Annotated in this window: 24 protein-coding genes; 8 read left to right on the top strand and 16 right to left on the bottom strand. The window is 58.9% G+C overall.

Features of this window, described 5'->3' with window-relative positions:
- Nucleotides 1-9: 9 nt before the first annotated feature.
- The 5 genes from arfB to AC2FGC_RS10930 all read right to left on the bottom strand — a co-directional run bounded on the left by arfB (nt 10) and on the right by AC2FGC_RS10930 (nt 4,513).
- A complete protein-coding gene (gene arfB, locus AC2FGC_RS10950) occupies nt 10-429 on the bottom strand; it encodes an alternative ribosome rescue aminoacyl-tRNA hydrolase ArfB (protein ID WP_496726439.1) in 420 nt (139 codons plus the stop codon).
- A gap of 263 nt (nt 430-692) precedes the next feature.
- Nucleotides 693-1,337 (bottom strand): queuosine precursor transporter, encoded by a 645-nt coding sequence (locus AC2FGC_RS10945; protein WP_058279096.1) that lies wholly within the window; start codon nt 1,335-1,337, stop codon nt 693-695.
- A gap of 91 nt (nt 1,338-1,428) precedes the next feature.
- Entirely contained in the window at nt 1,429-2,313 is an 885-nt protein-coding gene (locus tag AC2FGC_RS10940; RefSeq protein WP_496726440.1) for an esterase-like activity of phytase family protein, read from the bottom strand.
- Complete coding sequence (gene mepA / locus AC2FGC_RS10935) at nt 2,286-3,149, bottom strand: penicillin-insensitive murein endopeptidase (protein ID WP_496726441.1); 864 nt, start codon at nt 3,147-3,149, stop codon at nt 2,286-2,288. Before mepA ends, AC2FGC_RS10940 begins: the two co-directional genes overlap by 28 nt.
- Nucleotides 3,146-4,513 (bottom strand): MFS transporter, encoded by a 1,368-nt coding sequence (locus tag AC2FGC_RS10930; protein ID WP_496782324.1) that lies wholly within the window; start codon nt 4,511-4,513, stop codon nt 3,146-3,148. Before AC2FGC_RS10930 ends, mepA begins: the two co-directional genes overlap by 4 nt.
- 129 nt (nt 4,514-4,642) lie before the next feature.
- Here AC2FGC_RS10930 and AC2FGC_RS10925 point away from each other — a divergent pair, with 129 nt between their 5' ends.
- The 3 genes from AC2FGC_RS10925 (at nt 4,643) to yaaA (ending at nt 7,854) form a co-directional block, all read left to right on the top strand.
- The gene (locus AC2FGC_RS10925; RefSeq protein ID WP_058272877.1) at nt 4,643-4,930 is read left to right on the top strand and encodes a YggT family protein; all 288 of its coding nucleotides are present in this window, start codon (nt 4,643-4,645) and stop codon (nt 4,928-4,930) included.
- Nucleotides 4,931-5,008: 78 nt separating this feature from the next.
- Nucleotides 5,009-7,048 (top strand): DNA helicase RecQ, encoded by a 2,040-nt coding sequence (gene recQ / locus AC2FGC_RS10920; RefSeq protein WP_496782323.1) that lies wholly within the window; start codon nt 5,009-5,011, stop codon nt 7,046-7,048.
- A 35-nt stretch (nt 7,049-7,083) separates the two neighbouring features.
- The gene (gene yaaA / locus AC2FGC_RS10915) at nt 7,084-7,854 is read left to right on the top strand and encodes a peroxide stress protein YaaA (RefSeq protein ID WP_496765650.1); all 771 of its coding nucleotides are present in this window, start codon (nt 7,084-7,086) and stop codon (nt 7,852-7,854) included.
- Here yaaA and AC2FGC_RS10910 read toward each other — a convergent pair.
- Nucleotides 7,845-8,306 carry a VOC family protein gene (locus tag AC2FGC_RS10910; protein ID WP_496782320.1) on the bottom strand — a complete coding sequence of 154 codons (462 nt, stop codon included), beginning with the start codon at nt 8,304-8,306 and terminating at the stop codon, nt 7,845-7,847. The two genes, yaaA and AC2FGC_RS10910, sit on opposite strands and share 10 nt — an antisense overlap.
- Before the next feature lie 9 nt (nt 8,307-8,315).
- Nucleotides 8,316-10,532: a response regulator gene (locus AC2FGC_RS10905; protein WP_496782318.1), complete on the bottom strand. Its 2,217-nt coding sequence runs from the start codon at nt 10,530-10,532 to the stop codon at nt 8,316-8,318.
- A gap of 115 nt (nt 10,533-10,647) precedes the next feature.
- Between AC2FGC_RS10905 and AC2FGC_RS10900 the strand changes: the two genes are divergently transcribed.
- Nucleotides 10,648-11,493 carry a 2-keto-4-pentenoate hydratase gene (locus tag AC2FGC_RS10900; protein WP_496782316.1) on the top strand — a complete coding sequence of 282 codons (846 nt, stop codon included), beginning with the start codon at nt 10,648-10,650 and terminating at the stop codon, nt 11,491-11,493.
- 4 nt (nt 11,494-11,497) lie between these two features.
- Here AC2FGC_RS10900 and AC2FGC_RS10895 read toward each other — a convergent pair whose 3' ends face one another.
- The 4 genes from AC2FGC_RS10895 to AC2FGC_RS10880 are packed head-to-tail and all read right to left on the bottom strand — an operon-like array spanning nt 11,498 to nt 18,172.
- Nucleotides 11,498-13,537, bottom strand: a complete 2,040-nt coding sequence (locus AC2FGC_RS10895; protein WP_496782314.1) for a hypothetical protein — start codon at nt 13,535-13,537, stop codon at nt 11,498-11,500.
- Nucleotides 13,534-16,296: a DUF4159 domain-containing protein gene (locus tag AC2FGC_RS10890; RefSeq protein WP_496726448.1), complete on the bottom strand. Its 2,763-nt coding sequence runs from the start codon at nt 16,294-16,296 to the stop codon at nt 13,534-13,536. Before AC2FGC_RS10890 ends, AC2FGC_RS10895 begins: the two co-directional genes overlap by 4 nt.
- Entirely contained in the window at nt 16,293-17,168 is an 876-nt protein-coding gene (locus AC2FGC_RS10885) for a DUF58 domain-containing protein (protein ID WP_496726449.1), read from the bottom strand. Before AC2FGC_RS10885 ends, AC2FGC_RS10890 begins: the two co-directional genes overlap by 4 nt.
- The gene (locus tag AC2FGC_RS10880; RefSeq protein WP_058272869.1) at nt 17,165-18,172 is read right to left on the bottom strand and encodes an AAA family ATPase; all 1,008 of its coding nucleotides are present in this window, start codon (nt 18,170-18,172) and stop codon (nt 17,165-17,167) included. The genes AC2FGC_RS10885 and AC2FGC_RS10880 overlap by 4 nt, the downstream gene beginning before the upstream one ends.
- A 64-nt stretch (nt 18,173-18,236) precedes the next feature.
- Here AC2FGC_RS10880 and AC2FGC_RS10875 point away from each other — a divergent pair, with 64 nt between their 5' ends.
- A complete protein-coding gene (locus tag AC2FGC_RS10875; RefSeq protein ID WP_496726450.1) occupies nt 18,237-18,815 on the top strand; it encodes a DUF1285 domain-containing protein in 579 nt (192 codons plus the stop codon).
- On the opposite strand, the gene AC2FGC_RS10870 is transcribed toward AC2FGC_RS10875, so the two are convergent.
- Nucleotides 18,812-19,756 carry a DMT family transporter gene (locus tag AC2FGC_RS10870; RefSeq protein WP_496782312.1) on the bottom strand — a complete coding sequence of 315 codons (945 nt, stop codon included), beginning with the start codon at nt 19,754-19,756 and terminating at the stop codon, nt 18,812-18,814. The two genes, AC2FGC_RS10875 and AC2FGC_RS10870, sit on opposite strands and share 4 nt — an antisense overlap.
- A 175-nt stretch (nt 19,757-19,931) precedes the next feature.
- Here AC2FGC_RS10870 and AC2FGC_RS10865 point away from each other — a divergent pair, with 175 nt between their 5' ends.
- A complete protein-coding gene (locus AC2FGC_RS10865) occupies nt 19,932-20,681 on the top strand; it encodes a hydroxypyruvate isomerase family protein (protein WP_496726452.1) in 750 nt (249 codons plus the stop codon).
- Nucleotides 20,682-20,760: 79 nt separating this feature from the next.
- Nucleotides 20,761-20,991 (top strand): DUF2798 domain-containing protein, encoded by a 231-nt coding sequence (locus AC2FGC_RS10860; protein WP_082637211.1) that lies wholly within the window; start codon nt 20,761-20,763, stop codon nt 20,989-20,991.
- Nucleotides 20,992-21,049: 58 nt separating this feature from the next.
- On the opposite strand, the gene polA is transcribed toward AC2FGC_RS10860, so the two are convergent.
- From polA to AC2FGC_RS10845, 3 genes are all read right to left on the bottom strand, one after another.
- Nucleotides 21,050-23,848 carry a DNA polymerase I gene (gene polA, locus AC2FGC_RS10855; protein ID WP_496782311.1) on the bottom strand — a complete coding sequence of 933 codons (2,799 nt, stop codon included), beginning with the start codon at nt 23,846-23,848 and terminating at the stop codon, nt 21,050-21,052.
- A 124-nt stretch (nt 23,849-23,972) separates the two neighbouring features.
- Entirely contained in the window at nt 23,973-24,635 is a 663-nt protein-coding gene (locus AC2FGC_RS10850; RefSeq protein WP_496726454.1) for a YrbL family protein, read from the bottom strand.
- A 13-nt stretch (nt 24,636-24,648) separates the two neighbouring features.
- On the bottom strand, nt 24,649-24,825 hold the full coding sequence (locus AC2FGC_RS10845; protein ID WP_108859985.1) for a zinc-finger domain-containing protein: 177 nt from the start codon (nt 24,823-24,825) through the stop codon (nt 24,649-24,651).
- An 87-nt stretch (nt 24,826-24,912) separates the two neighbouring features.
- Here AC2FGC_RS10845 and AC2FGC_RS10840 point away from each other — a divergent pair, with 87 nt between their 5' ends.
- On the top strand, nt 24,913-25,905 hold the full coding sequence (locus AC2FGC_RS10840; RefSeq protein WP_496726484.1) for an ABC transporter ATP-binding protein: 993 nt from the start codon (nt 24,913-24,915) through the stop codon (nt 25,903-25,905).
- On the opposite strand, the gene AC2FGC_RS10835 is transcribed toward AC2FGC_RS10840, so the two are convergent.
- The gene (locus AC2FGC_RS10835; protein WP_496726455.1) at nt 25,902-26,366 is read right to left on the bottom strand and encodes a DUF1203 domain-containing protein; all 465 of its coding nucleotides are present in this window, start codon (nt 26,364-26,366) and stop codon (nt 25,902-25,904) included. The two genes, AC2FGC_RS10840 and AC2FGC_RS10835, sit on opposite strands and share 4 nt — an antisense overlap.
- Nucleotides 26,367-26,423 lie beyond the last annotated feature (57 nt).

Below are 26,423 nucleotides of genomic sequence, written 5' to 3'. Positions count from 1 at the left end.
GATACCAGATCAATCTTCGGAAACTTTACCGCGCAGGGATTTGACGCCCGACCGTGCTTTCTTGGCCGCCAGACGTCGTTTGACCGAGCCATAGGTGGGTTTGGTGGCGATACGGCGCTTGGGTTTAATCATAGCGCGGGTGATCAGCTCGGCCAGCCGGTTGCGCGCGATTTCGCGGTTGCGCGCCTGGCTGCGGGTTTCGTCGCATTGAATGATGATCGCGCCCTCTTTGGTCCAGCGTCGCCCCGCCAGCCGCTTGAGCCGCGATTTGACGGGATCAGGCAAAGAAGGTGAGCGCGCCGCCTCGAACCGCAATTCGACGGCGGTGGACACCTTGTTCACGTTCTGCCCGCCGGGACCGGATGAGCGAACAAAGCTTTCGGTCATTTCCCAGTCTTGCAGGGTGATATCGTCGGTGATGCGCAACATGAGGCTGACCTTACAGGCCTGATCCGAAAACAAAAAGGGCCGCCCCGTATGGGACGGCCCTTCGAAAGCTCAGGAGGTTGGGTCGGTTAGATCAATCGACCAGCCGGAGCGAGCGCTCCGCCAAGGGCTGCCTTAACAGGCGATCCCCCCGGTTGTTCCAACACCTCTCTCCAATCCCTTTCTCGACATTGGATCACCTCCTTTCAAACTGTTTCGGTTACTGGAATCGTGCCACGAGTTGCACGAAACTCAAAACGTTTTTTTTACGCCGGCTGAGCGGTCAGTCGCGCCACGATCACCTTGAACGGGATCAGCGCGATCATCGCCAGCGACAATTTCACCAGCCAATCCGCAAAGGCCAGCGTTACCCACAGGGGCGCCATCGGACCGGTCAGCATGAAGGGTACAGGCTCCCACGCCCAGCTGATTGCGGCGTCGGCGTCGGCACCAAAGAGAGTAATCGAAGCCGAGAATGCGATGGTGAAGAACAAAGTGGTGTCCAACGCCGATCCGATCAGGGTCGAGACCAGCGGCGCGCGCCACCAACGGCCGCCACGCAATGAGTTGAACACGGTGACGTCCGTAAGCTGCGCGAGCAGGAAAGCGGTCCCGGACGCAACGGCGATTCGCAGCGGCACAGCGGCATAAGTGAAACCGTCACCTTGCAGCATGATCTGGCTGCCGATCAGCGAGCAGATGATACCGGTGATAAACCCGGCAAACACGACTTTGCGGGCGGTCGCCACGCCATAGACGCGGTTCATGATGTCGGTGACCAGAAAGGCCAGCGGATAGGTGAAAGCACCCCAGGTAAGCAGCCCGTCAAAGATCAGGAACTGAACCAGAAAATTCGAGGCCACAACAATGGCAGCCATGGCAATAATGCCGGGTATATAAGCGCGTTGCATTTTCAGATGCCCGTTTTGACAAGGTAGCGGCGACTTGGCCAAGGGACCGTCCCAAGGCAAGCCGCGCTTCTAGACCTTTGCTTTGGACGTGTCAATCGGGCAGAGCATACTCGACCAGTTCAGTACGCTGAAGCGCCAGAAAATTGTCATCTGACACCATAGTGGCCCGCAAGCGGCCCTCGTCGTCGCGCCAGACAGACAAACCCTCGAGGTTGTCATGTGCACCGGTCCCAGTTTGGAAAAGAATCTCTTCGGCGCTTGGGGTGTCACCGTCCAACTCCCATCGCCGCAGACGCGAACGGAACCCGATCCAACCGACATCCCGTTCCAAAACGTAAAGCCTGCTATCCGGTCCGAAATCTGCTGCAACCGGCAGAAAATCCCCCCGTTGTGGCAAGGCGAAAGGCGTCGACCACGCCTGACCGTCCCACCGATAGACAGGGATATCACCCGTCGCTGTTCGGTTTTCCTCGGGCATTGTGAAAATGTGGCCGCGCCGATCAATGGCCAACGCCTCAAGCGAGCCGTTGACCTCAAAGCCGTCGAACGCCTTGGGTCGCGGCAGAACCTGCGCTTTGGTCCCTGGCGCGGGGTAATATACCACGCGGTGGATACCTTCGAACGAGACGAACAGGGCGCCATCAGGGGCAATGGCTATGCCTTCGGAATCCCCGGCCCCACCAGTCAGAGGGCGTCCTCTGCTGGAAATGAGAGGCCAATTTTCAGTGATCTGAATGTCGATAATTTCGTCATCATTACGCTCGACCCGTGCGGCAATCAGTGTCGAACGATCTGTAATTCCAATCAAATGGCGGCCATCATCCGAGATGTGGATGGCAGAAATCCCGCCAAACCACTCGGCCGTGTGACGCCATGTAAAACTGCCAAGGTGGTTGGGTGTCTTGAGATCAACTGCCCAAGCCGCCCCGGCCAGCAATACTGCGACGATCAGTTGGATTGCAGAACTTGTGTGCATTGCTGAGGTAGATCGGCCAATCGATATTCACGCCGTTTCTTGGGCGCTGGGGCATTTGGGTCGGGTGGGGGTGGGTTAAGGATATTATTCACCCATTGCTGCGCCTCGGCACAGCCATCCCCTTTTGGCGGAGGATCCTGATTAACGCAACCTTTAGAGCCGCGCGGGCATTTCAGACGGACATGGAAATGATAATGATGTCCCCACCAGGGCCTGATCTTGCGCAAATAGGCACGATTGCCCTTCTCGTTTTTGCACATTTCCGCCTTGGCACCGGGAAAGACAAAAATACGCGCAACGCGTTTGTCCTTGGCCGCCGCACGCAGCACAGCATGGTGTTGTTTTGTCCAGTTACCGTTGACAAACGCGCCATTCGATCGGCGCAATGAAATCGACGAGATATTCTCACGCGCCTTGCGGCTTAAGCGCATGTTGTCGCCGGGCAGCATCCAGATATCGATGTCCAGACCCAGTTGATGGCTGCGGTGCCCGGATGTCATCGGCCCACCGCGCGGCTGGCTGATATCGCCGACATATAGCCCGTTCCACCCGGGCTGCTTTGCCGCAAACCTGCTGAGGTCCTGCACATAATCAATCGCCTCAGGATGTCCCCAATTGCGATTGCGTGACAGCCGCATCGCCTGCCATGTCGGTCCCGTCTCGGGCAATTGCACCGACCCAGCTGCGCACCCGCGCGAATAACTGCCGAAGGCGGCGGATTTCTGCTGCGAACTTACTTTTTGCGCCCCGAACAACTGCTTTGCCAGAGGCTGCGCCGTAGCAGTGTTCGTCAGAACTATCGCGGCCAGTATCGTCAAAAAACGTAATAAAATCATCTGCTCTGATCCCCTTCCGGTTTCACCCAGCGCATCAGTATTAGGCCCAGAATAAACAACAGAACGATGGGTGACACCCCCAGTCTTGCACTGCCGGTTACAGTTGTGGCTATTCCGATCAGCAAGGGGGCGGCAAAGGCTGTGGCACGACCCGACAAACCGTAAAGCCCAAAGCTTTCGACCGGGGCTTTGGGGTCGGTGTGTCGCACCATCATCGAACGGCTGGCGGATTGCAGAATACCGCCCATACCGCCGATCAGAACCCCACAGCCAAAGAACACCAGATCAGGCAGGCCGGATCCTTCGGGTAAAGACATGCCAAAGATCTGTGTGCGGTCCATCGACACGATGGTGATGCAAACAAAGATCAGCACCCAGATAGCCACTAAAATTACTGGTTTAGGGCCGTATTTCTTGTCCAGCTTACCGCCGATCCACGAAAACGCAGCCGCAGCCAGAACGCTGACGATACCAAAGACACCGATCTTGATCAGGTCCCATTCCAGCACCAGTCGCGCATAAACACCGCCAAAGGTGTAAAGCCCGTTCAACGCGTCACGGTAGAACATGGATGATCCAAGGTAGGTGGCCAGGCTGACCCGGTGACGCAGATTGGAAATCGACTTGACCAGAAGGCGCAGGGCGTCGCCCACATTGCCTTTTTTGTCGGTCGGCGCATCATCCCGGACCCAAAGGAAGTAGGGGATCATGAACAGAACGAACCAAACCGCCGTGAATGGCCCCACGAAACGTGTGCCCTGCTGCATTGAGGCATCCAGCCCAAACAGCGGATCCATCCCGATCAGGGTCTTGCCGTTGGCCTGCTCGACGAACAGCGCCAGCATGATCGCAAGTGAGATCAGCCCACCAAAATAGCCAAAGGCAAATCCTGACCCCGAAATCTCACCAACCTCATTTTCGTCCCCCAAATCGGGCAGCTGCGAATTGATGAAGATCAGAGCGTATTCCGCGCCAACAAAGCCCAGACCAAAGGCCGACAACATCAGCCACATATTCGACCCGTCGGGCATCGTGCACCAAAGCGCGGCGGACCCCACCGCATACATCACCGAAAACGCGAAAATCCATGGCATTCGGCGACCCGAAACATCCGCCATGGCCCCCATCAACGGTGCGCCAAAGGCGATGATCAACCCAATGATGGTCATGCAATTCGCCCACACCGTCTGCGCCCGCGCATCGGCCGCATCAGCATCCAGACCGGACGTCAGATAATACTCTGCCGCCACCCCGGCAAAGTAGGGACCAAAAACAAAGGTTACCAAAAGCGTGTGATACGGTTGACTGGCCCAGTCGAAAAACCACCAACCCCAAATGCGCTTGCGCTTGGAAATTTCTGCCATAACTGCCCCTGTTTATCGTTGTCTTCATAAGACGGGGCTTTGGCCTAATTCGCAAGGGTTCTGTTGGCTTACACTTGCTCTTTGCCGCAGGGGCGCTTACGTCTCAGCAAATGTGAAAACGGAGTGCCCATGCTGTCGCTGATCCAAATCCTTCTGCTGATCCTGGACATTGTCTGGTTCATCATCCTGGCCCATGTGATCATGAGCTGGCTGATCAACTTTCAGGTGCTTAATTTGCATCAACAGCTGGTCGCACAAATCTGGTACGGCCTGAATCGCATATTAGAGCCTATTTATGGTCCGATCCGTCGCATTCTGCCCAATATGGGCGGACTCGATCTGACACCCTTGGTGGTACTGATCGGCGTTTATGCCTTGCGGATTATTCTGATCAACAATGTGGGCTATTTTGTCTGAGGCCTTGTTCACCGAATCTTAGTATGTGATTGTCCTGTCTTAAGAGCAGATAAACCTTAAAACAGGGCAACCCCGCACATGTTCGACGCCGCACCGATGCTGCGAGATGTCTTTGGATTCGACGACTTCCGCCCCGGGCAGGAAGAGATCGTCGATGCCGTGACCGCAGGTGAAAACGTGCTGGCGATCATGCCGACGGGTGGCGGTAAATCCCTTTGTTTCCAACTACCTGCGTTGATGCGGGATGGCGTGACGGTGGTGATTTCCCCGCTGATCGCCCTGATGCGCGATCAGGTTCGCGGGCTGCAAGAGGCCGGCGTTGAAGCAGGTGCTCTGACCTCGGGCAACACGCCCGAAGAAACGGATGCCGTGTGGGAAGCGCTGGAGGCCGGGCGGCTCAAGCTGCTTTACATGGCCCCCGAACGTCTGGCGGCAGGATCGGCGCTGGGGATGCTGCGCCGGATCAACGTCAGTCTGATTGCCGTGGATGAAGCCCATTGCGTCAGCCAGTGGGGCCATGATTTCCGCCCCGACTACCTGCGGATCGGTGAGCTGCGGCGCGCGCTGGGCGTCCCCCTCGCCGCCTTCACCGCCACCGCGGATGCCGAAACGCAGGACGAGATTGTCGAAAAACTGTTCGACGGCACGCCCCCCAACAAGTTTTTGCGCGGGTTCGACCGGCCCAATATCCACCTTGCCTTTGGGGCCAAGGATGGCCCCCGCAAACAGATCCTAGACTTTGCCAGTGCCCGAAAAGGGCAATCTGGCATCGTCTATTGCGGCACTCGCAACAAAACCGAAGTGCTCGCGCAAGCCTTACGCGCGGAAGGTCACTCTGCCTGCCACTATCATGGCGGAATGGAGGCCGAGGATCGTCGTATCGTCGAAACCCGCTTTGCCCGCGAAGACGGGTTGATCGTGGTTGCCACCGTCGCTTTTGGCATGGGCATCGACAAACCCGACATTCGATGGGTCGCCCATGCCGACCTGCCCAAATCCATCGAGGCCTATTATCAGGAAATCGGCCGTGCGGGCCGCGACGGTGGCCCTGCCGAGACGCTGACTCTGTTCGGCCCCGACGATATCCGCCTGCGCCGCTCGCAAATCGACGAAGGGTTGGCCCCGCCAGAACGTCGCATGGCCGACCATGCACGCCTGAATTCTCTATTGGGTCTGGCCGAAGCATTGTTATGCCGCCGTCAGACTCTCTTGGGCTACTTCGGTGAACAGGCAGAACCTTGCGGCAAGTGCGATCTGTGTGACGCCCCGCCCGAAGTGTTCGATGGGACCACGCCCGTCCGCATGGCCTTGTCTGCAATCCTGCGCACCGAGGAATGGTTCGGCGCCGGCCACCTGATCGACATCCTGCTGGGCAATGAAACCGACAAGATCCGCGCGCGACGTCATGACCAACTGTCGACCTATGGGATCGGCAATGAGTGGTCGCGCCCGCAATGGCAGGCCATTTTCCGACAGATGATGGGGCATGATCTGGTCCGCCCGGACCCCGAACGCCACGGCGCACTGCAAATGACCGAGGCTGCCAAGCCCATCCTGAAGGGTGAGGCCCGGATCAACCTGCGCAAGGACACATTGCGCAAGGCCGGACGCCGCCCGGCGGTCAAAATGATGGTGTCCGAGGAAGACGCGCCGCTGCTATCGGCCCTGAAGGCCAAACGGCGCGCTTTGGCCGAATCCGCACGGGTACCGGCCTATGTCATCTTCCCTGACCGCACGCTAATCGAAATGGCTGAGAAACGCCCCCTGTCTCTGGACGATATGGCCCGAATTGGCGGGGTCGGCGCAAAAAAGCTGGAACGTTATGGTGACACGTTTCTTGAAGTCGTCGCCGGTGAGGTTGAAGCCGTTCATCCCGCGCGCCGCAAATTGGCTGGCCGGGATCAGGGCGATATCTATGACCAGTTGCTTGAAGTGCAGTCGCAGCTGTCACGCGGTCCGGAGGGGATCGACAAGCCGCTAACCTGCTCGGCCTCGCAACTGGCCAAGGTCGCACAATTGCGGTCAGATGACCCGCGCGCAATGGAACATGTTCTGGGCGACCGCCGTCACGAAAGGTTTGGAGCCGCCTTTCTGGACGTGCTGCGACAGACGGACTAGATACGGCCCAGTACAGGCAAGGAAAGAGAGCGGATATGCTGGTAGTTATTTCCCCGGCCAAGCGGCTGGACTGGGCGGAACGGGATGTCGAAGTCACGCAGCCAGACTTTCAGGACGATGCCATCCGTCTGTCAAAAACCGCCCGAAATCTGACGTTGGGTGATCTGAAAAAGCTGATGGACCTAAGCGATGATCTCGCGCGCCTGAACCGCGACCGGTATCGCGCATTCTCAGACGCGCCCGAGGCGGATGTGACACGCCCCGCCGCGCTGGCCTTTGCGGGCGACACCTATCAGGGGCTCGAAGCTGCGTCGCTGGATGCCGAGGAGATGGCCTGGGCGCAGGATCATCTTCGCATTCTGTCCGGTCTTTACGGTGTGCTGCGCCCGCTGGATTCCATTCAGGCTTATCGGCTTGAGATGGGCAGCAAGCTAAAAACCCGCCGCGGAAAGAACCTGTATGAATATTGGCGCGATCAACTGAGCAAAGCGCTTAATGCGCAAGGTGCTGAGGTTGGATCGGACGTTCTGGTCAACTGCGCCAGCCAGGAATATTTCGGCGCAGTAGACCTTAAAGCACTGAAGCTGCGCGTTATCACCCCTGTTTTCATGGAAGACAAAGCAGGCACGCCTAAGATCGTGAGCTTTTTTGCCAAAAAAGCGCGCGGTGCGATGGCACGGTATGTCATTCAGCACAGGCTGGACGACCCCAAAGGACTGCTGGACTTTGACTCAGGTGGCTATAAATACCGCCCCGATTTGTCAGAAGAAAACAAACCCGTCTTTGTGCGGCCCTATCAGGCTTGATCTAACATCGACGGGTCATAGGCGACCAGTTCGACCGTATTGCCTTCGGGGTCTTCGGTGAAAATACCGCGCCAACCGATCCATCCGAACTGTTCGACCCGGTAGGGCTGGCCAAGGTGGTCATACCATCGCATCACAGCGTCTTGTTCGTCGAATGGCAGCGACAAAGCGATGTGATGCAGGGATGACGTGCCACCCGTCACCGGTTTTTGCGACCCGGTCGGGTGCAACCCTGGTCGCGGGGCAGCAGTGTGGTGAAACAGGGCCAGAACCTGCGTGTGGCCACCATATCCGGGCGCGATTTGGAAAAAGGTGATCGCGCTGTTGTGGTCACCGCTGAGACGCTCTAACCCGATCACGTTTTCATAAAACGCGACCATGGCGGCCATATCCGCGCAGCGGATGGCAATTTCACCCAGCGCGCGGGGCTGAAATCCACGATCTTCAGACATGGGTTCAATCTAGTCAGCCTGGATTTCCTCTGCAACAACCGGGCAACAATCATCCGGCCTATGGGTCAGAACCATCTGGTGAATCGTTTGCTTTTGCAGCGGTTTGGTCAGGTAGTGATCCAGCCCGGCAGACAAGACCCCCTGATCATCACCAGCCATCGCATGAGCCGTCAGAGCGACAATGGGAACATGTCGGCCGGTCTCAATCTCGCGGCGCCGGATTTCGGCTGTGGCCTGTTTGCCGTCCATTTTAGGCATCGAGATATCCATAAAGATAAGGTCTGGGTCAAACTCCTGATACGCCTGCACCGCTTCGATCCCGTTGCCGGCAAAGCGCAGGTCGATGTTCAGATCTTTGACCATCTTCTTAAGGATCAGTTGATTGGTCCGGTTATCTTCGGCCGCCAGAACACGCATGATACGCTGCGTTCCTTCACATGCGGGTTGGTTAGGTGCCTGATTGATCGGTGCGGTCTCCGAAAGCGACTCAACGCCCTGTGGGTGGCCAAGCGCTTTCAGGCGCGCGTATAGCTCAGCCCTGGGGATCGGCTTTTGTAGAACGCCTTCGATCAGGTGGCGCGCGGGGTGGGCGTGAATGACACCGGGATTGGCCGACATCACGACAATCGGCAGAGCGCCCCACCCCCTGTCTTTCAGCAGGACAGCCAGCTCAAGCCCGTCCATGTCGGGCAGGTCATGATCGCACAGCAGAAGGTCCACACTGTCGTTCAGCGCCGTCAGCGCCTCTCGCCCCGACGTGCAAACGGTGACCTGAACCCCCAGCCGCCCTAGCTGTTTGGACAGGATCGCGCAGTTGGCGGCCAAATCCTCGACGATCATCACATGGCGCAGGCGCCCGTCAAGATCGGGCGGGGCAGGTTGCGGGCCTTCAGCGGTCGGCAGTGAGACACGAAAGCCAAAGCAGGACCCCTGCCCCGGCTCGCTAACCACCCAGATAGCACCGCCCATTAATGTGATCAGTCGCTTGGTAATGGCAAGGCCCAGACCGGTCCCCTCAAAGGCCCTGTTCCGTTCGTCTTCGACCTGATTGAATTCACCAAAAATGTGCCCGATCTTGTCTTCGTCGATGCCGATACCGGTATCTTCGATCGCGACATGCACATCGCAGGATTGGGCATCCGGGTTCGGCACGCCGGTGACACGGATCAGGACATGGCCCTCGGACGTGAACTTGACCGCATTGCCGACAAGATTGGTCAAAACCTGCCGGACCCGCCCCGGATCGCCGACAAACAATGTGGGCAGGAACAGATCGTAATCCACCAATAGCGTCAGACCTTTATCGCGCACGCTGGGTTGCAGCAGCATCGCGACTTCAAGAATGCAGCGTTCAAAGTCGAACTGTTCCGGGTGCAGGGTCAGCTTGTCCGCCTCGATCTTGGAATAGTCCAGGACGTCGTTGATAATCACCAATAGCGCCTCGCCCGAGTTGCGGATGGTGTTCAAATACAGCCGTTGTTCTTCATCCAAAGGTGTTTCAGTCAGCAATTCAGTCATGCCCACGATACCGTTCATCGGGGTTCGGATTTCATGGCTCATATTGGCCAGAAAGGCCGATTTGGCGCGGTTTGCCGCCTCGGCCCGTTCACGAGCAGAGGTCAATTCGGCCTCATGGCGCACGGATGCGGATATGTTCAGGGCCAGACTCACCACGTCGCCACCATGACCGCGCTGGTCGATTAGCTTGATGTAATGGCCGTTCCACAGCCGGATAACTTCGGGCTGTGGATGCGGCATGGCCCATCTCTGCAGCATTCTATCGCGCCAGCCGGGCGTCGGCTCGGACCCAAGATCAATCAGCCCCTCGGTCGTCAGAATCTCAAGAATCCTAGGATAGGTTACACCCGGCGCAACCTCTTCCAGCCCGTCAAAGACGCTTAAGTAAGCCGCGTTTGCCCCGATCAGGCGACTTTCCTCGTCAAAGAACGCGAATCCATCCTGAATAGTTTGGATTGAATGCCACAAGCGGCGCTCGGCCACCTCGATCTTGGCGTTGGCGACCGTCAGATCGGACTTGACCTTTTCATTTTCACCCCGGACCGTTTCAACCTCGGCCTGGGTTTCGCCGATCCGCTTGGTCAATGCCATTGCATGCAGGCCCAGTTTGCGATTCGCCGCCGACAGCTCTGCCTGTTTCATTTCCAACAACCGCTCGGCCGCCAGACGTGCGCGCCGTTCCTGTGACAGTTTTCCTGCAAGACTCATCTTTGGTGTTTCCGAAACAATCTGCGTCCAGCATCCGGGCAGAGAGTGAAGAACTGTTTAAGCCGTTGCCCAATGATCGAACCTCATGCCACTCTTGCCAAAACGGAGGTGTGATATGCGGTGTTTCTTCGGCGCGTTGTTGGCCTGTGGCGTATTTGCTCATCCTGTGGCGGCGGGCTGCGCAACGGATGATCAGATCGATCGGTTCATCGCGGATTACCTCTCAGCTTCGCCCACACCTGCCCTTTCATCTGATGGCACAATGAATGACGCGCTGTGCACGCAAGCGCTCATAGTGTCTGCATTAGAGCCACATTTAGGGCCGATCATCGGCTACAAGGCCGGTTTGACCAGCGCACCGGCACAAGAAAGATTTGGCGCATCCGAACCGGTTCAGGGCGTATTGTTCCGCGACATGATGCTGGATGACGGCGCGACCGTTCCATCAGACTGGGGTGCGCGACCGGTATTTGAGGCCGATCTGGTGCTAGTTGTTGGCACAGCGGATATCAATCAGGCCACGTCGCCAGAGGAGGTGCTGCAAGGCATCTCAGCCATTCGCCCGTTTATCGAGCTACCGGACCTGACCTTTGCCGAGGGTGAACCGATCACCCCGGTCACGCTGACAGCAATTGGCGTTGCTCCGAAGCTGGGTGTTTTGGGAGCAGAAATCCCTGTGTCCGATCCGGCAGCTATGGTGCAGGCCTTGGCTGATATGACCGTCACCCTCCGCGCCGCAGATGACGAGATTTTGGCGCAGGCACCGGGCACAGCGGTACTGGGGCATCCGGCCAATGCCGCCCTTTGGCTGATGTCCAAAGGGATTGAATTTCAACCGGGGGACCTGATTTCCGTCGGATCATTCGGGCCATTATTCCCGCCTGCAAAGGGTAAAGGCGGGGCATCAGTGGCTTACGACGGCTTGCCAGGCAATCCCACGGTCAGCGTGGTGTTTGACTGACCTGTCACCGTCCCTCGCGCAGCCAGCCCGCCAGAAGGAACCCGCCCGCCAGCAGCAATACAAGCCAAGGTGGCAATAGCCCGGCCTGCGTCACGTCACGTGTTTCATAGGCGTCGCGCGGGGTCAGACCGATCCATCCGCGCCCTGATGCGGGACGCCCGGCACGTACGTTGCGGACCGACGGCAAACCCTCCTCCAAACGCACTGTACCGCCGCGCAATTCTGCCGTCACAGGTTCCAGTACCTCGGCCGTTGCGATCGTGCGTTCGAATTCCTTGGGGGCAGCAGGGCCAAGCCCGATGACAGTGGACTGTTCCCCTTCCTGAAGGCGATAGAGGCCGATTTCCGGCCCGAAATATTGTGCTTCGAACCGCCCCGGCGAGACTTCATCCAAGGTAATCTCGACCGTCTCACCATTCGGGCGGGTTACGGTTACCGGCCCAACCTCATCCCCCAGCGTCTGCCGGATGATGCGCATCACCTGACCATTGGCCTCGGCCCACAGCGCTTCTTCCTCGAGCTCGGGCTCTTTCATCATCCAATGCGCCAATCGGCGCAGCAATTCCAGCTGCGGTCCGCCACCTTCGAATCCCCGGCTCCACAACCAGGCATGGTCCGAGGCCAGCAGCGCCACGCGCCCTTCGCCAACACGGTTGAGCACCAACAGGGGCCGGTCATCCACGCCCGTCATTAACACCTCACCAGTGCGGTGATTGACGTCGATCTGGCGCAGCCAAGCACCCCAGTTATCCGAGTCGCCCAGGTCCGTCGTGACCGGATGGCGATGCCCCAGGTCGGTGACCATCGGTACATAGCGTTCCTCGATCACCCGCGCAGTGGGTTGCGCAGGCAGGATCGGTGCCAAGGGTGAGCGGAAGATACTGTCGGCGCTGGCGAAATCCGGTCCGGCGGCAACAAGAACGGCACCACCCTCGTTGATATAGTTGGTGACATTGTCCAGATAGATCGCAGGCAGGATGCCGCGCCGCTTGTAGCGGTCAAAGATGATCAGGTCGAAATCGTTGATCTTTTCCAGAAACAGCTCGCGCGTCGGGAAGGCGATCAGCGAAAGCTCGTCCACCGGCACCCCGTCCTGCTTTTCAGGGGGGCGCAGAATGGTGAAATGCACCAGATCCACGGAACTGTCAGATTTTAGCAGGTTGCGCCATGTCCGCCCGCCCGGATGCGGCTCTCCGGACACCAGCAACACGCGCAGCCGGTCCCGAACCCCGTTCATCTGGATCAGCGCGGTGTTGTTGCGATCGGTCAGCTCGCCCTCAGCCTCTGGCACGGTGAACTGAATCACGTTGCGCCCGCCATGGGGCAGCGTGATCGGCAGCTCAACATCAACACCAATGGGGATCGTGAATTGCTCGGCTTCGGCCCCGTCGACCGAAATTTCGAGCGGCGCGGTCGAGGCCCCAGTGGGTGCTGCTCCGCTATCTTCAACTCTTAGGGTCAAGGTGACGGGTTCATCAATAATGGCAAAGGCAGGCGCATTGCGGACGATCAGACGGCGATCCCAATCCGTTTTGCGCCCTGTCTGCAAAAGATGCATGGGCGCGGGCAGATCGGGGGCCTGATCGGCATCATGCACGATGCCGTCCGACACCACTAAAATGCCCGCGATCCGCGCGCGTGGTTCTTCGGCCAACGCTTCGTTCAGGGCCGCCATAACTTGGGTGCCTTCGTCCCCGTCTCCGTCACCTACGCGAATGCGGCGCAGTTCAGTATTGTCACGGGATTCAATCTCGGCCGCCAATTCCTTTGTGGCCTGTGCAGTCTGGTCCGCCCGGTCCGAAAGAGTCTGACTTGCGCTTTCATCCTCGATCATCAGAACGATATCGGTCAGCGGCGCGCGATCTTCGATCTGATAGACCGGACCCGACAGCGCAGCGATCAAAACCAGCGCCGCCAAACCGCGCAAAGCCCAGCCAGACAAACCGCGCCACAGGGCCAGAACAACCCCAGCAACAGCAATCGCCACCACGATGGCGAGAATGGGCCAAGGGATCATCGGATCGAAGATGACGGTTCCTGTCATTGTCCCAACCTGTCCAGCAAGGCAGGCACGTGCACCTGATCTGATTTATAGTTCCCGGTCAGCACATGCATCACCAGATTGACACCAAAGCGGTTTGCAAGCTCACGCTGCCGCTCACCCGCATACCCACGGCCGACCGGCAGCAGCGCCTGGCCGTTGCGATCAATGGCCCATGCCGCGCCCCAGTCATTGCCGCCGATCACCACCGGTGTCACATTGTCATTGAGGTTGCGGAAGGGCATGCCTTCGATCTGCTCGGCATCCATGGGTGCGGCCTCGACCCACACTTCGGTGCCCGCGTAGCGGCCTGGGAAATCCTGCAGCAGATAGAAGGCACGGGTCAGAACATGGTCACGCGGAACAGGCTCTAACGAAGGGATATTCAGCGGGGCCGCGATCTGTTGCAACTTGCGCCCATTTGGGCTGGCGGCCCCGAAGCGCGCTACATCCGCGTCTCGCGTGTCGAACAGGATCATTCCGCCCGAACGCAGGTAAGCGTTGAGCTTGGCATAAGCCTCAGCCGACGGTTGCGGCTGGTCGGGTGCGATCGGCCAATAAAGCAACGGAAAAAACGCCAACTCGTCCCGCTCCAGATCTACGCCAATGGGTTCAGCAGGTTCTACCGAGGTTCGGAAAAACAACGTCTGAGCCAATCCGCGCATTCCTGCAGCCGCAATATCGTCAACCTGCTGATCACCCGTCAGAACATGCGCCAGAACCAATTCCTGTGTGGCGTTCAACGCGAAATCTGTACTTTCGGGCGTTTGCGCCTGTACTTCGGGCACCAGCAAAACCGCCCCCAGTGCGACAGCAGCCGCCCTGGCCAGACCCAGGCGACCGGATAGTGCCAGCGAGGCGATGACGTCAATCGTCAGTAACAACAATGCAAGGCTCAGCAGGATGCCCCCAATGGGTGTTTCGGTGCTGACCTCCTGGCCCTTGATCGGAACATCCGACGGCCAGACCGCTGGGCTGAGAACCGTTTCATCGGACAGAACGTTGCGTGCCAATTTCTGTTTGCCGCTTTCGTAAAGGCCGGGTCGCAGATCGGGACCGATCTGACCGGCCACAAGCTCAACACCATCGACGCCCGGTAGATTTCCGGCATCAGACAGAACACCAAAGCCATCCATAACCTGAATCGGTTCCCACGTGGTGCCTTGCAACTGTGACTCCTGCCGCGATTTCGCCGCTGATGACACCGCCAGCCGGTCCAACATTTCAACAAAAAGCCCAGACAAGGGAAGGCTGGACCATTCTGCATCTGCCGTCACATGGAACAGTACCACCTGCCCCAATCCCAACGCTTTGCGCGTCACCAAGGGCGTGCCATCCGAAAGTGAGGCAATGACCCGATCCGCCAAATTAGGGTCTGGTTGCGCCATGACCTGCGTGGTCACTGTGACATCTTCCGGTACCTTCAACCCATAAAAGGGCGAGTTCTCCGGGAAAGGTGCCAGCCCTTTGGCTTCGCCCCAACTCATCGCGCCACCGACCGAGCGTCCGCCGCTGCGCAGGCGCACCGGCAACAGGGTATCCTCAGCATCCCGGCCAAGATCACTGGCCGCCATCCGCGGCCCTGCAAAGCGCAGCAGCAAACCGCCCTGTTCCACCCATTCGACCAGCGCCGCCTGTTCGGACCCGGCCAGTTTCGCCACATCGGCCAGCACGATCACATCTGGATTGGCGGGCAGGACTTCCAGCAATCCGCCATCGACGAAGTCCGCCGTAGGGGTCAGAACTTGCGTCAGGTAATGCAACGGCGACAACAGCTCTAACCCTTCGCGGTTCAGCGATCCGGCAATCAGGGCGACTTCGCGTCGCCGCAAGCTGTCATCGGTCAGCGTGACGGCCCCTGCCGAACGCTCACCCTGAATCTCGAACCGGGTGATGCGCGCGCGCAGTTCGGAAGGCAGCGACAGTTCTACCTGCGCCTGTGTCTCGCCGCCGGCAAACTCCATCTCGGCCGATTGCAGAACACGCATTGCACCGGCGGGGTCACGCCCCTGAGCCAGTATCGTGACGCGATCTGCCGGACCGGGTTCCGCCCGTTGCGCGGACAATTGAATGACCCCGTCCTGGTATGTAGCAGGCAGAATCGCAACCGCAGGCGACGGGGCCTGATAGACTGTCACATCACCGCGCGCGCGCAGGGCAGACAGGATCGCCTCGTGCCCCTGGTAGGTTAAGCGATCGCTGAACCAATGGGTGTCAAACCCTCCGTCCACCTGATCCATGGCAGCCAGCGCCATATCGACTTGCGCCGGGGTCGGTTGCCACGGTGTCGGGGTCAGCCCGGGTAAACGGCCGCGCCATGCTTCGGCGGCTTGAAAAACGGGGGTTTCAGGTTCGGTCAGGCGCAGGATGGCCACGGTGCGACCCGCGCGCCCGGCCTCGGTCAGCTGCACATCGATCTGATCCAGCGTCGTTGACCAGCGGGTCGCCCCGGCCCAGCTGGCATCCAGAACCAGCAGCAACGGACCTGAACCTGCCTGATCGCGCGAGGGGTTCAGGACCGGTCCGGCCAATCCAATGATAATCGCCGCCGCCGCCAGCATGCGCAGCAACAACAGCCACCATGGGGTGCGGTCAGAAACGCTTTCGTCATCCCTCAACCCCAGCAGCAGCGTCACCGCCGGGAACAACCGACGGATCGGCGCGGGTGGCACGGCACGCAGGATTAGCCACAGGACCGGCAGGGTCAAAAGACCCATCAACACCCACGGTGCGGTAAAGCCAATTCCCGCCAAAACCGTCATCCCGTTCCCCCATCCAGCGCACGATAGAGCCACAACAGAGCTGCTTGCGCACTGTCACCGGTGTGATGCAGCCCCAGCTGCCAGCCCGTTGCGCGGCACAAATGGGTCAGCGCATCCTTGCGTTTCGCAAGTCGTTCCAGATACCGCTCGCGCAGTTCTCCGGCCTTTAGGGTTTCGTGTCGGACAGACCCGCCGACGCTTTCAAAGATCGTGCGCCCCCGGTACGGAAAGGTCTCTTCTCCGGGATCGAGAACCTGCAGGACCAAGCCCCGCACCCCCCGGTCGGCGGCTTTGGTGAGGGCCAGTTCGACCTCGTCCAGCGGACCAAGGAAATCGGAAATGAAAACGGCGCGGGCATGCGGGATCATGGCGCGGTGTTCGGGTGGCGCATAGTCGCTCTCAGCATCCTCGGACCACGCTTCTGCCAGTCGGATGATCTGAGCATTACCGCGTCGCGGCGGCAGGGTCGTACCAGTCAAACCGACACGCTCACCCCCGCGCACCAGCAGGATCGCGGTTGCCAACCCCAGCAGACGAGCGCGGTCGGCCTTGGTAGGCAGGTTCTTGTCAGACGCAAACCGCATCGACGCGCCCTGATCGACCCACAGCATTACCGATTGTGCAATCTGCCACTCGCGTTCACGCACAAATTGCTGATCGCCCCTGGCAGAGCGCCGATGGTCGATCATCCGGCGGCTGTCGCCGATCTGAGCAGGGCGATATTGCCAGAAATCGTCACCAAGCCCCGCGCGGCGTCGACCGTGATCGCCCAGCAGAACCGTACCGGCCAGCTGCTCGGCCCGCGCCAAGAGCGGCGGCAGCCGGGACGCCTCGGCCTCAGATCTTTCTCGAAGGGTCAGCGCCGCATTCACGCCGCAGCCTCGGTGCGGACAAGACCAGCGGCAGTCGAGTCGATCAGGTCAGCCAAACTGTCACCGCGCGCCCGCGCCGCAAAGTTCAACGCCATCCGGTGGCTGAGCACCGGACGCGCCATGTCCAGCACATCCTCGGAATTTGGGGCCAAACGCCCCTGCAGCATCGCCCGGGCGCGCACTGTCATCATCAGCGCTTGTGCAGCACGGGGGCCGGGGCCCCAGGCGACGGTTTCAGCCACCCGCTCAGATACACCCGCCTCTTCGGGGCGGAAGGCGCGGACAAGATCGAGGATCAGTTCCACAACCGAGTCCCCGACCGGCATCCGGCGCAACAGGGTCTGAGCGGCCAACAGCTCTTCCTTGCTGAAAATCTCGTGCGCTTCGTCCTCTTCCACGCCAGTCGTGGCCAAAAGAATATCGCGCTCGGTCTGGCGATCGGGATAATCCACGTCTATCCGCACCAAAAAGCGGTCCAGCTGCGCCTCGGGCAGTGGATAAGTACCCTCTTGCTCGATCGGGTTTTGCGTCGCCAATACGTGGAATGGTTCACCCAGATCGCGGTCTTCGCCAGCCACAGTCACAGTGCGTTCCTGCATCGCCTGCAAAAGCGCTGATTGAGTCCGGGGGCTGGCGCGGTTGATTTCGTCCGCCATCAGCAGCTGGCAGAAGATCGGACCGGAAATAAAGCGAAAGTGGCGGCTGCCATCCTCGGCTGTGTCCAGAACCTCGGACCCCAGAATATCGGCGGGCATCAGATCAGGCGTGAACTGGATGCGGTTACCGTGCAGACCCATCACGGTCGACAGCGTTTCAACCAGCCGCGTCTTGCCAAGCCCAGGCAGGCCGATCAGCAGGGCGTGCCCACCGCACAATAGCGCGGTCAGCGTCAGGTCCACGACCCTTTCCTGTCCGATAAAGCGACGGGTGATCGAGGCCTTGGCCTCTTGCAGTTTGATTTCCAGCGCTTCGATCTCGGACACGAGGTCGGCAGGTTCGGTCATGACTTTCCCTTCCGTGGACTATTATGGTTGAAGTGTATCGCGCGAAAAGGAAATGGCAAAAGCAATGAGCGGACAAAAACCTGTGACCCCCTCTCCGGACGGGCTGGCGGCCTCGGTCAAAGCGGCCAAAACCAGGGGTTTACCCCCTGTTCACCTGTGGAATCCTCCGTTTTGCGGCGATCTGGACATCCATATCGCAAAAGATGGGTCTTGGACTTATTTAGGGTCGCCGATCAACCGGTTCGAGCTTGTGAAGCTTTTTTCCTCAATTCTTAAGGAAGAAGACGGGAAATACTACCTTGTGACCCCGGTGGAAAAGGTGGGAATCACTGTCGAGGATGCGCCCTTTGTGGCCGTGGATTTTGACGCGGCAGGCGAGGGTCAGGCCCAAGTACTGACATTTACGACCCGTGTTGGTGATACCGCGATAGCTGGTCCTGATCACCCGATCCGGATTGTCATCAATCCCGAAACAGACGAGCCGTCACCTTACGTATTGGTTCGCGCAAATCTTGAGGCGCGCATAGATCGCAAAAGCTTTTATCGTCTTGTGGACATCGCAACGCACAAAGATGGCTGGTTTGGCGTCTGGTCCAGTGGGCAGTTTTTCCCGCTTATCCGGTCGGACAGCCTGACCGACTAGGCCGGTTTTGCGACCCGACGATCCTGTGCCAGAACAACAGCCATTGCCACGACCCCTGCACCCAGCGCTCGGGTCCAGTTCCACTCTTCGCCCAGCACCAGCATGATCAGCATCACGTAGAAGGGGGCGACATTGATGTGAAAGGACGTAAGCGCGACGCCCAGTTTGCCAATCGATGCGACAAACAGGATCTGGCTGAGCGCCATGGAAATCAGCGAATAGATCGCCAGCATCCCAATTTGACGCGTGTCGATAGAAATGGACGGCACGATATCCATGCCCAGATGATGTGCGCCGGCCATCAGGATGGTTGCCATGAAGAACCCGCCAACAAATGTGACCGCTGCGCGCCCGGTCTGGCTTAATTCGGGGAAATCTCGCGAGGTTGCCTGGCTACCCCAGCAAAACAGGGCTGTCGCTGCAACGGCACAGGCCGCGCCCAAACCCAACTGTGCCGGGGCTACCGCGCTGGTGGCGATCAATCCACCCACTACCGAGATCAGAACCCCAACAGCAAAATTCCACTTGAGTCGCCGAGTACCAGACGCAAGTTCCAGCAATGTCGCAATCAATGGCGCGCATGAGGCAATGATGGCCGTTGTGACCGGGTCCATCAGTTTTTGCGCCACGATCAGCAGAAACATCCCCAGACCGATGCCAAACCCGCCGACAACAAACGCATGTCCCCAACGGGCGCGCAGAACCCGTTCCGGGCCATCTATCATGACCCAAATCGGGAGTAGAAACGCAACAGCCATGGCCATGCGCGCAACCAACAGCGCAACTGGCGGCCATGTCTGCAACAGCACCTCGGCCGCCGGAAACCCAGCCGCCCACGTCAGCATGGATGCCACTGCCAAGCCGTTGCCGGACAAGGCCGAATTTTGCCCGGCAGACGCAGAAAGGGCGTTCCCGCGCGCGGGGTTTGGGCTCATCGCCATAATGTTCGAACCTTTTGTTGGCACGGCGTTCTGAAATGATTCGCCGCGTTGCCCAGACCCTCGCTGATTCAGTCAGGCCGATCTGGTCGAATTTCGACAAACTGTCGTTTTCGGTCTCTTTCGTTAAAAACGCCTCGCGGATAAGATCAGCGCACCAGCTATCAAAAGGCTTCCGATGCCAAAATTCGCGGCCAATATCTCCCTGCTCTTTGCCGAGCTTCCCTACCTGGACCGGTTTCAGGCCGCCGCAGAGGCCGGGTTCATGGCGGTTGAAATTCTGTTTCCCTACGACCTGGCCGCCAAAGAGACACACCGCGCGTTGCTGGCCAACGGTTTGGATCTGGTGCTGATCAATGCGCCTCCACCCAATTACACCGGCGGCGATCCCGGTTATGCCGCTGTTCCCGGTGGTGAAGGCCGGTTCCAGTCGGATATCCGCCGCGTTTTGCGCTATGCTCAGGTTCTGCGCCCGGGGCTGATCCACATCATGTCAGGTTATTCCTCGGGACCGGACGCGTTTGAATGCATGGTGCACAACCTGCAATGGACGGCCGACCTTGCACCGCACCAACAATTTACGATTGAACCGCTCAACCCCGTGTCTCAGCCCGATTACTTCCTCAACGATTACAACCTGGCTGCTGACATCCTGGACCGTGTGGATCGCCCGAATGTCGGCCTGCAATACGACAGCTTTCACGCCCATATGATCCATGGAGATGCGCTGGCTGTTTGGGAACAGTTTCATCCAAGGGTCGTACATGCCCAGGTCGGAGCCGCCCCGGACCGCTCTGAACCGGGACGCGGTCCGACGGATTTCGCTCAGCTTTTTAACGCTATGACGGCGTCGGGATATTCCGGTTGGGTTAGCGCCGAATACACACCGTCAACATCCAGAACCGTGCACTCATTGGGCTGGATGTGACGCCAGATTCCCTATTCCGTCTGGCAATCAGGGGGAAAATATCTAAAACCGGGGCATCGCGACCTTAAGGATGCCCGAAATGATCCCTGCCCGCTTGGCCCACGCTGTATTCGGACTGATCATGTCCGGCCTCATGTCCTGTATCGTCACTGGCATCGCCACGGTCAAAGCTGTCGGTTTCGGACCGTCCACATTTGGTGACTGGATGGGTTCCTGGGCTTTTTGCTGGCCCATCGCCTTCGCCGTCATCCTAACCCTTGGACCAACAGTAAAACGTATGGTCGAGGGGTGGGTCAGACCGCAGGACTGACCCGCTGCAAAGAGGGCCCGCCGGGCCTGATGAGCAGCGCCGCCCGCTTGATGAATTTCTAGTGCGCCTCGGCCCAGTTCGCACCCTGCCCGGCATCCACGCTCAGCTTGACGTCCAGCTTCACAGCTGGATCAGATGCGCCTTCCATCACGTCGCGTGCGGCATCGATCAAAGGGTCCACCGCATCCTCGGCGACTTCGAACAGCAATTCGTCATGCACCTGCAGCAGCATCTTGGCGGGCAGACCATTGATCGCATCTGGCATCCGCACCATCGCGCGCCGGATCACATCCGCCGCCGTTCCTTGAATCGGCGCATTGATCGCCGCCCGGCGCGAGAAGCCCGCATGAGGCCCTTTGGCGTTAATCTCAGGTGTATGAATTTTACGTCCGAACAAAGTCTGCACATAGCCATGCTCTTTGGCAAAGGCGACAGTGTCGTCCATATACTTGCGAATACCGGGGAAGCGTTCGAAATAACGGTCGATGAACCCCTGTGCCTCGGCCCGCGGGATGCGCAGATTGCGCGCCAGCCCAAAGCCTGAGATGCCGTAGATTACACCAAAGTTGATCGCCTTGGCCTGACGGCGGATATCCGGCGTCATCTCATCCAGCGGCACATCGAACATCTCGGACGCGGTCATGGCGTGAATGTCCAGCCCGTCGGAAAACGCCTGTTTCAGAGCCGAAATATCGGCGATATGTGCCAGAATGCGCAGCTCGATCTGGCTGTAGTCGAGGCTGACCAGCACATTGCCCGGTTCGGCTATGAACGCCTCGCGAATGCGCCGACCCTCCTCGGTACGCACCGGAATGTTCTGCAGGTTCGGATCGGTCGAGGCCAGACGCCCCGTATTCGCCCCCGTGATGGAATAAGACGTATGCACCCGGCCCGTATCTGGATTGATATGGGTCTGCAGCGCATCGGTGTAGGTCGATTTCAGCTTGGACAGTTGCCGCCAGTCCAGTACTCGGCGTGGCAATTCATGCTCGGTCGCGAGGTCTTCGAGAATGTCAGCCCCGGTCGAGTATTTTCCGGTTTTCCCCTTCTTGCCGCCTTCCAGCCCCATCTTGTCGAACAGAATCTCACCAAGCTGGGCAGGAGAGCCAACATTGAAATTCTCGCCCGCCAATTCGTGGATATCAGCCTCTAACCCTGCCATTTTCTGGGCAAATGCGTTGGACATCCGGCTCAGAACATCGCGGTCGACCTTGATGCCGTGCATCTCCATCTCGGCCAGAACCGGCACCAGCGGACGTTCGAGCGTTTCATATACCGTTGTCACCTGCACCTGATGCAGTTGCGGTTTGAACAGCTTCCATAGGCGCAGAGTGATGTCGGCATCTTCAGCGGCATAGGCGGTCGCCTCATCAATCGGCACCTTGTCGAAAGTGATCGCCGATTTACCCGAACCCAGCAGCGGTTTGATCGGGATCGGCGTGTGATTCAGATAGCGTTCGGACAAAGTATCCATACCATGCCCATGCTCACCCCCATGCATCGCGTAGGACATCAGCATCGTGTCATCGATCGGCGCAACATTCACGCCATAGCGGGCGAAAATCTTGGCGTCGTATTTCATGTTCTGCCCGATTTTCAGGATCGACGGGTCCTCGAGAATCGGCTTCAGCAGCGTCAGCGCCTCTTCCAACGGTAGCTGCCCCTCGGCCAGCGCGTCTGAACCGAACAGATCGTCGCTGGCGCTTTCCCGGTGGATCAGCGGGATGTAACACGCCTCGCCCGGCTCAACCGACAGGGAGATGCCGACAAGATCAGCTATCATTTCATTTAGGCCGGTGGTTTCCGTATCCACGGCGATCCAGCCGCGCTCATACGCCTGATCTATCCATTTCTGCAGCGCACCCGCATCTCGCACGCATTCATATTTGGACGCGTCGAACGGGATGGTCTCGGCCTCGACCTCCTCAGCAGCCGGCGCAGGCGCGTCGGCGATTACCGGGGCTTCGGCTCCCAACTTGTCTGCGATCCGCTTGGTGAGCGTGCGAAACTCCATATCGGCCAGAAAGCCCAACAAAGTGTCCGGCTCGGGGTCTTTCACCTCAAGATCGTCGAGGGTGAAGTCCAGCGGTGTGTTCTCGTCCAGTTGCACCAGTTTCTTCGACAGCTCGATCTGGTCGCGCTTTTCAATCAGGGTCTGGCGACGCTTGGGCTGTTTGATCTCTTCTGCGCGGTCCAGCAGCGTTTCCAGATCACCGTATTCGTTGATCAACAGGGCGGCCGTCTTGACCCCAATGCCTGGAGCCCCGGGAACGTTATCGACGCTGTCGCCAGCCAGTGCCTGTACATCAACCACGCGTTCAGGGCCGACACCGAATTTCTCAATCACGCCATCGCGGTCGATGCGCTTGTTCTTCATCGCATCCAGCATTTCGACACCGCCGCCAACCAGCTGCATCAGGTCCTTATCCGAGCTTACGATGGTCACACGCCCGCCCGCCTCACGCGCCTGCACCGCAAGGGTCGCGATGATGTCGTCGGCCTCGTACCCCTCCAACTCTTTACAAGCGATGTTGAAGGCTTTCGTCGCTTCGCGTGTCAGGGGCATCTGCGGGCGCAGGTCCTCGGGCATCGCTTCGCGGTTGGCCTTGTAGAGGTCATACATATCGTTGCGGAACGTGTGCGAGCCTTTGTCGAAGATCACCGCCACATGGGTCGGTGCGTCCGGGCCGGCGTTCCCTTCAACATATTTCTGCAACATGTTGCAAAAGCCAGAAACTGCACCAATCGGCAGTCCGTCCGACTTTCGCGTTAGTGGCGGCAGCGCGTGGTAGGCCCTGAAAATAAAGGCCGATCCGTCAATCAGATGCAGGTGACACCCTTTTCCGAAATTGCTCATGCGCGCGCTCCGTTCTGGTTGGAAACGGTTCTGCCACAGGCCCGCGCGGGTGGCCAGCAAAGAAGGTGGTCAATCCACACAAGAGGCCGGAAAACTGTTCCGGAACGTCAACGCAGGCCGTCAATCACGCGACGCGGAATTCCTGCCCGGTTCTGTCCCAGATCAGTCCCACACGCTCGGCGATGCCGTTCATCTGCTTGTGCAGCGACCGGTCGTTCAATCTGCGGCTCAATGTACGCAATGGAATTAGATTGCGCTCTCCGTAACCATCGATCAGCAGAAACATCCGGGTTTGATTGCGCAGCCCGTAGACAATGTTGGTCTCGTGAATATCGCGGGCAACAATTTGAAGCTTAAACAGTTTTTGGGCAAAGCTGTTCAATTCACTCAGAACATCAGCGCTCAGCGTTCCATCCTCGCACAGCTTCGCAAGGGGACGTGCGAGCTGTCCGTCATCGGATTCGATCCGTTCCACAATTATCGCCGGGCCAATGTCGGTTTGCGCTATGCCAAAACATCGCGCCAAGGGCAGGTGCTCGATGTCGGTGCCGCTTTTCAACGACGCCTTCATCTCACCCTCGATTTCCTTCAGCGCATTGCGAAAAACAGAATCGGGCAGAAGCCGCCGGATCAGCCGTTTTGAAAAAGATCGGTTGGGCCGTTTGCGCGGGCGCGTCACCTTTATCAATAAGTGCGATTGCCCTGGACAGGCATACACGTCTCGATGTCCGCCGCTGGCAATCGGGTCCTGATCGGACACCCGCAAAAGCTGCACTGCAAAAAGCATCCGGCCTCCGAATTTATTGCGCGTCGTGCTCCGACAGTACGTATTTGCAATCGCAATACGGGCACTCGACCCAGCCGGTATCTTCGGGGATCTGCAACCAAACGCGCGGATGACCCAATGCGCCTTCGCCGCCGTCACAGGCGACACGTGCGGTTTCGACGAACTTGGTTTCCGGTGCATCAAGTGTCACGGCTGGCGATCCTTCATTGGTTGTCGGCCTCGCGGGCATGCATTAGGTGCGTTTATGAGCGATGAGCAAACCGGGGGCAAGGGTCTCATGACCGATGCGGCAATCAGGATCGATGGACTGCGCAAGACCTATCGCGGCGGCAAGGGCCAGCCCGAGAAACAGGCACTGAAGGGCATTGACCTGAGCATTCCACGAGGTTCGGTGTTTGGCCTGCTGGGCCCGAACGGGGCCGGTAAATCGACCCTGATCAACATTCTGGCTGGTCTGGTGGTGAAATCGGCCGGGTCAGTGTCGATCTGGGGGTATGATCAGGACCGCAACCCACGCCAGTCCCGTTCCGCGATTGGCGTGATGCCACAAGAGCTGAACCTTGACCCGTTTTTTACCCCCCGCGGCGCGTTGGAGGTGCAGGCCGGTTTGTACGGCGTACCCAAATCCGAGCGCCGTAGCGATGAGATCCTTGAACTGGTCGGCCTCAGCGACAAGGCCGAAGCCTATGCCCGTACCCTGTCGGGTGGCATGCGGCGGCGGTTGCTGCTGGCCAAGGCGCTGGTGCATCACCCCAAGATTCTGGTGCTGGATGAACCGACGGCAGGCGTGGATATCGAACTGCGCCAGATGCTCTGGACAAATGTGCGCAAGCTGAACGATCAGGGCATGACCATCATCCTGACCACGCATTACCTGGAAGAAGCGCAGGAAATGTGTGACGAGATTGCCATCATCAATCACGGTGAGAAAATCGCGCAGGACAGCACCGCCAACCTGCTGGGCCGAATGGACAGCCGTACCATGGTCATCGTGCCCGACAGCCCGGTCATCGATCTACCCGCAACCGAAGGGGTCGAGGCCGCCTTGCGCGACGATGGCAACCTAGTGCTGCAATATCGCAGCGCCCAAACCAACGCCGAGCAAGTTCTGGAATCCGTCCGCGCAGCCAATATCCGCATTAGCGACGTCCGCACTGAAGAGGCTGATCTAGAGGATGTGTTCCTCGCCTTGACGTCCAGCCGCACAGGGGACACCCCGGCGGCTGATCCGGATCAGCCGCGCCGGGGGATGCATAGGGTTAAGCTTTAGTCTCGGTCGATTCGGGCCTGATAGCAGTTGTTTCGCGCGGATCGGACGTGGATGTAGGCCACATCTGGTCGGGCAAAGATATCTCTGACTTTTGCACCGATCTGATCCGTGGGCGTGATCGCCCCGGTGCCATAGACGATGCGATTATCTGTGCCATAGCCCTTAATAAGGTAGTCGGGCGACGAGGTCAGAATCTCGGGCAGGTCTTGCCCTTCGTATCGCTCACAGAGTGCCGCACACAGAAAGATCGGCCCGGTTTCAGCATATGGATGTGTCTCTAAAAAGGGCCTGTGGGCCAAGACCAGCATTTCTTCGCCCTCGGGAATATTCTGCAAACAATGGCGACACGGGTTTCCGGCACCCGTGGAAACGGCCCGTTCTGGCGTTGCGCCATAAGCATCCGGGTGACCGGCCTGAAGGGCGCGTACGTCGTCGGTGGGTAATGCGGTGATTTTGAACATTTTGGGTCTCCTTTTTCCCGACACTGCCCATCGGACCAAACCCAATCGACCCGTTTC

It is taken from the genome of Ruegeria sp. CDSC054, from assembly GCF_059610645.1.
The sequence above is the reverse complement of the archived record's forward strand: the minus strand, read 5'-3'. Positions and strand labels throughout refer to the sequence as shown.

Bases quoted from the DNA above. Each gene is read 5' to 3' on its own strand.
- arfB (WP_496726439.1), bottom strand. From the start codon at position 429: ATGTTGCGCATCACCGACGATATCACCCTGCAAGACTGGGAAATGACC.
- AC2FGC_RS10945 (WP_058279096.1), bottom strand. From the start codon at position 1,337: ATGCAACGCGCTTATATACCCGGCATTATTGCCATGGCTGCCATTGTT.
- AC2FGC_RS10940 (WP_496726440.1), bottom strand. From the start codon at position 2,313: ATGCACACAAGTTCTGCAATCCAACTGATCGTCGCAGTATTGCTGGCC.
- mepA (WP_496726441.1), bottom strand. From the start codon at position 3,149: ATGATTTTATTACGTTTTTTGACGATACTGGCCGCGATAGTTCTGACG.
- AC2FGC_RS10930 (WP_496782324.1), bottom strand. From the start codon at position 4,513: ATGGCAGAAATTTCCAAGCGCAAGCGCATTTGGGGTTGGTGGTTTTTC.
- AC2FGC_RS10925 (WP_058272877.1), top strand. From the start codon at position 4,643: ATGCTGTCGCTGATCCAAATCCTTCTGCTGATCCTGGACATTGTCTGG.
- recQ (WP_496782323.1), top strand. From the start codon at position 5,009: ATGTTCGACGCCGCACCGATGCTGCGAGATGTCTTTGGATTCGACGAC.
- yaaA (WP_496765650.1), top strand. From the start codon at position 7,084: ATGCTGGTAGTTATTTCCCCGGCCAAGCGGCTGGACTGGGCGGAACGG.
- AC2FGC_RS10910 (WP_496782320.1), bottom strand. From the start codon at position 8,306: ATGTCTGAAGATCGTGGATTTCAGCCCCGCGCGCTGGGTGAAATTGCC.
- AC2FGC_RS10905 (WP_496782318.1), bottom strand. From the start codon at position 10,532: ATGAGTCTTGCAGGAAAACTGTCACAGGAACGGCGCGCACGTCTGGCG.
- AC2FGC_RS10900 (WP_496782316.1), top strand. From the start codon at position 10,648: ATGCGGTGTTTCTTCGGCGCGTTGTTGGCCTGTGGCGTATTTGCTCAT.
- AC2FGC_RS10895 (WP_496782314.1), bottom strand. From the start codon at position 13,537: ATGACAGGAACCGTCATCTTCGATCCGATGATCCCTTGGCCCATTCTC.
- AC2FGC_RS10890 (WP_496726448.1), bottom strand. From the start codon at position 16,296: ATGACGGTTTTGGCGGGAATTGGCTTTACCGCACCGTGGGTGTTGATG.
- AC2FGC_RS10880 (WP_058272869.1), bottom strand. From the start codon at position 18,172: ATGACCGAACCTGCCGACCTCGTGTCCGAGATCGAAGCGCTGGAAATC.
- AC2FGC_RS10875 (WP_496726450.1), top strand. From the start codon at position 18,237: ATGAGCGGACAAAAACCTGTGACCCCCTCTCCGGACGGGCTGGCGGCC.
- AC2FGC_RS10870 (WP_496782312.1), bottom strand. From the start codon at position 19,756: ATGGCGATGAGCCCAAACCCCGCGCGCGGGAACGCCCTTTCTGCGTCT.
- AC2FGC_RS10865 (WP_496726452.1), top strand. From the start codon at position 19,932: ATGCCAAAATTCGCGGCCAATATCTCCCTGCTCTTTGCCGAGCTTCCC.
- AC2FGC_RS10860 (WP_082637211.1), top strand. From the start codon at position 20,761: ATGATCCCTGCCCGCTTGGCCCACGCTGTATTCGGACTGATCATGTCC.
- polA (WP_496782311.1), bottom strand. From the start codon at position 23,848: ATGAGCAATTTCGGAAAAGGGTGTCACCTGCATCTGATTGACGGATCG.
- AC2FGC_RS10850 (WP_496726454.1), bottom strand. From the start codon at position 24,635: ATGCTTTTTGCAGTGCAGCTTTTGCGGGTGTCCGATCAGGACCCGATT.
- AC2FGC_RS10840 (WP_496726484.1), top strand. From the start codon at position 24,913: ATGACCGATGCGGCAATCAGGATCGATGGACTGCGCAAGACCTATCGC.
- AC2FGC_RS10835 (WP_496726455.1), bottom strand. From the start codon at position 26,366: ATGTTCAAAATCACCGCATTACCCACCGACGACGTACGCGCCCTTCAG.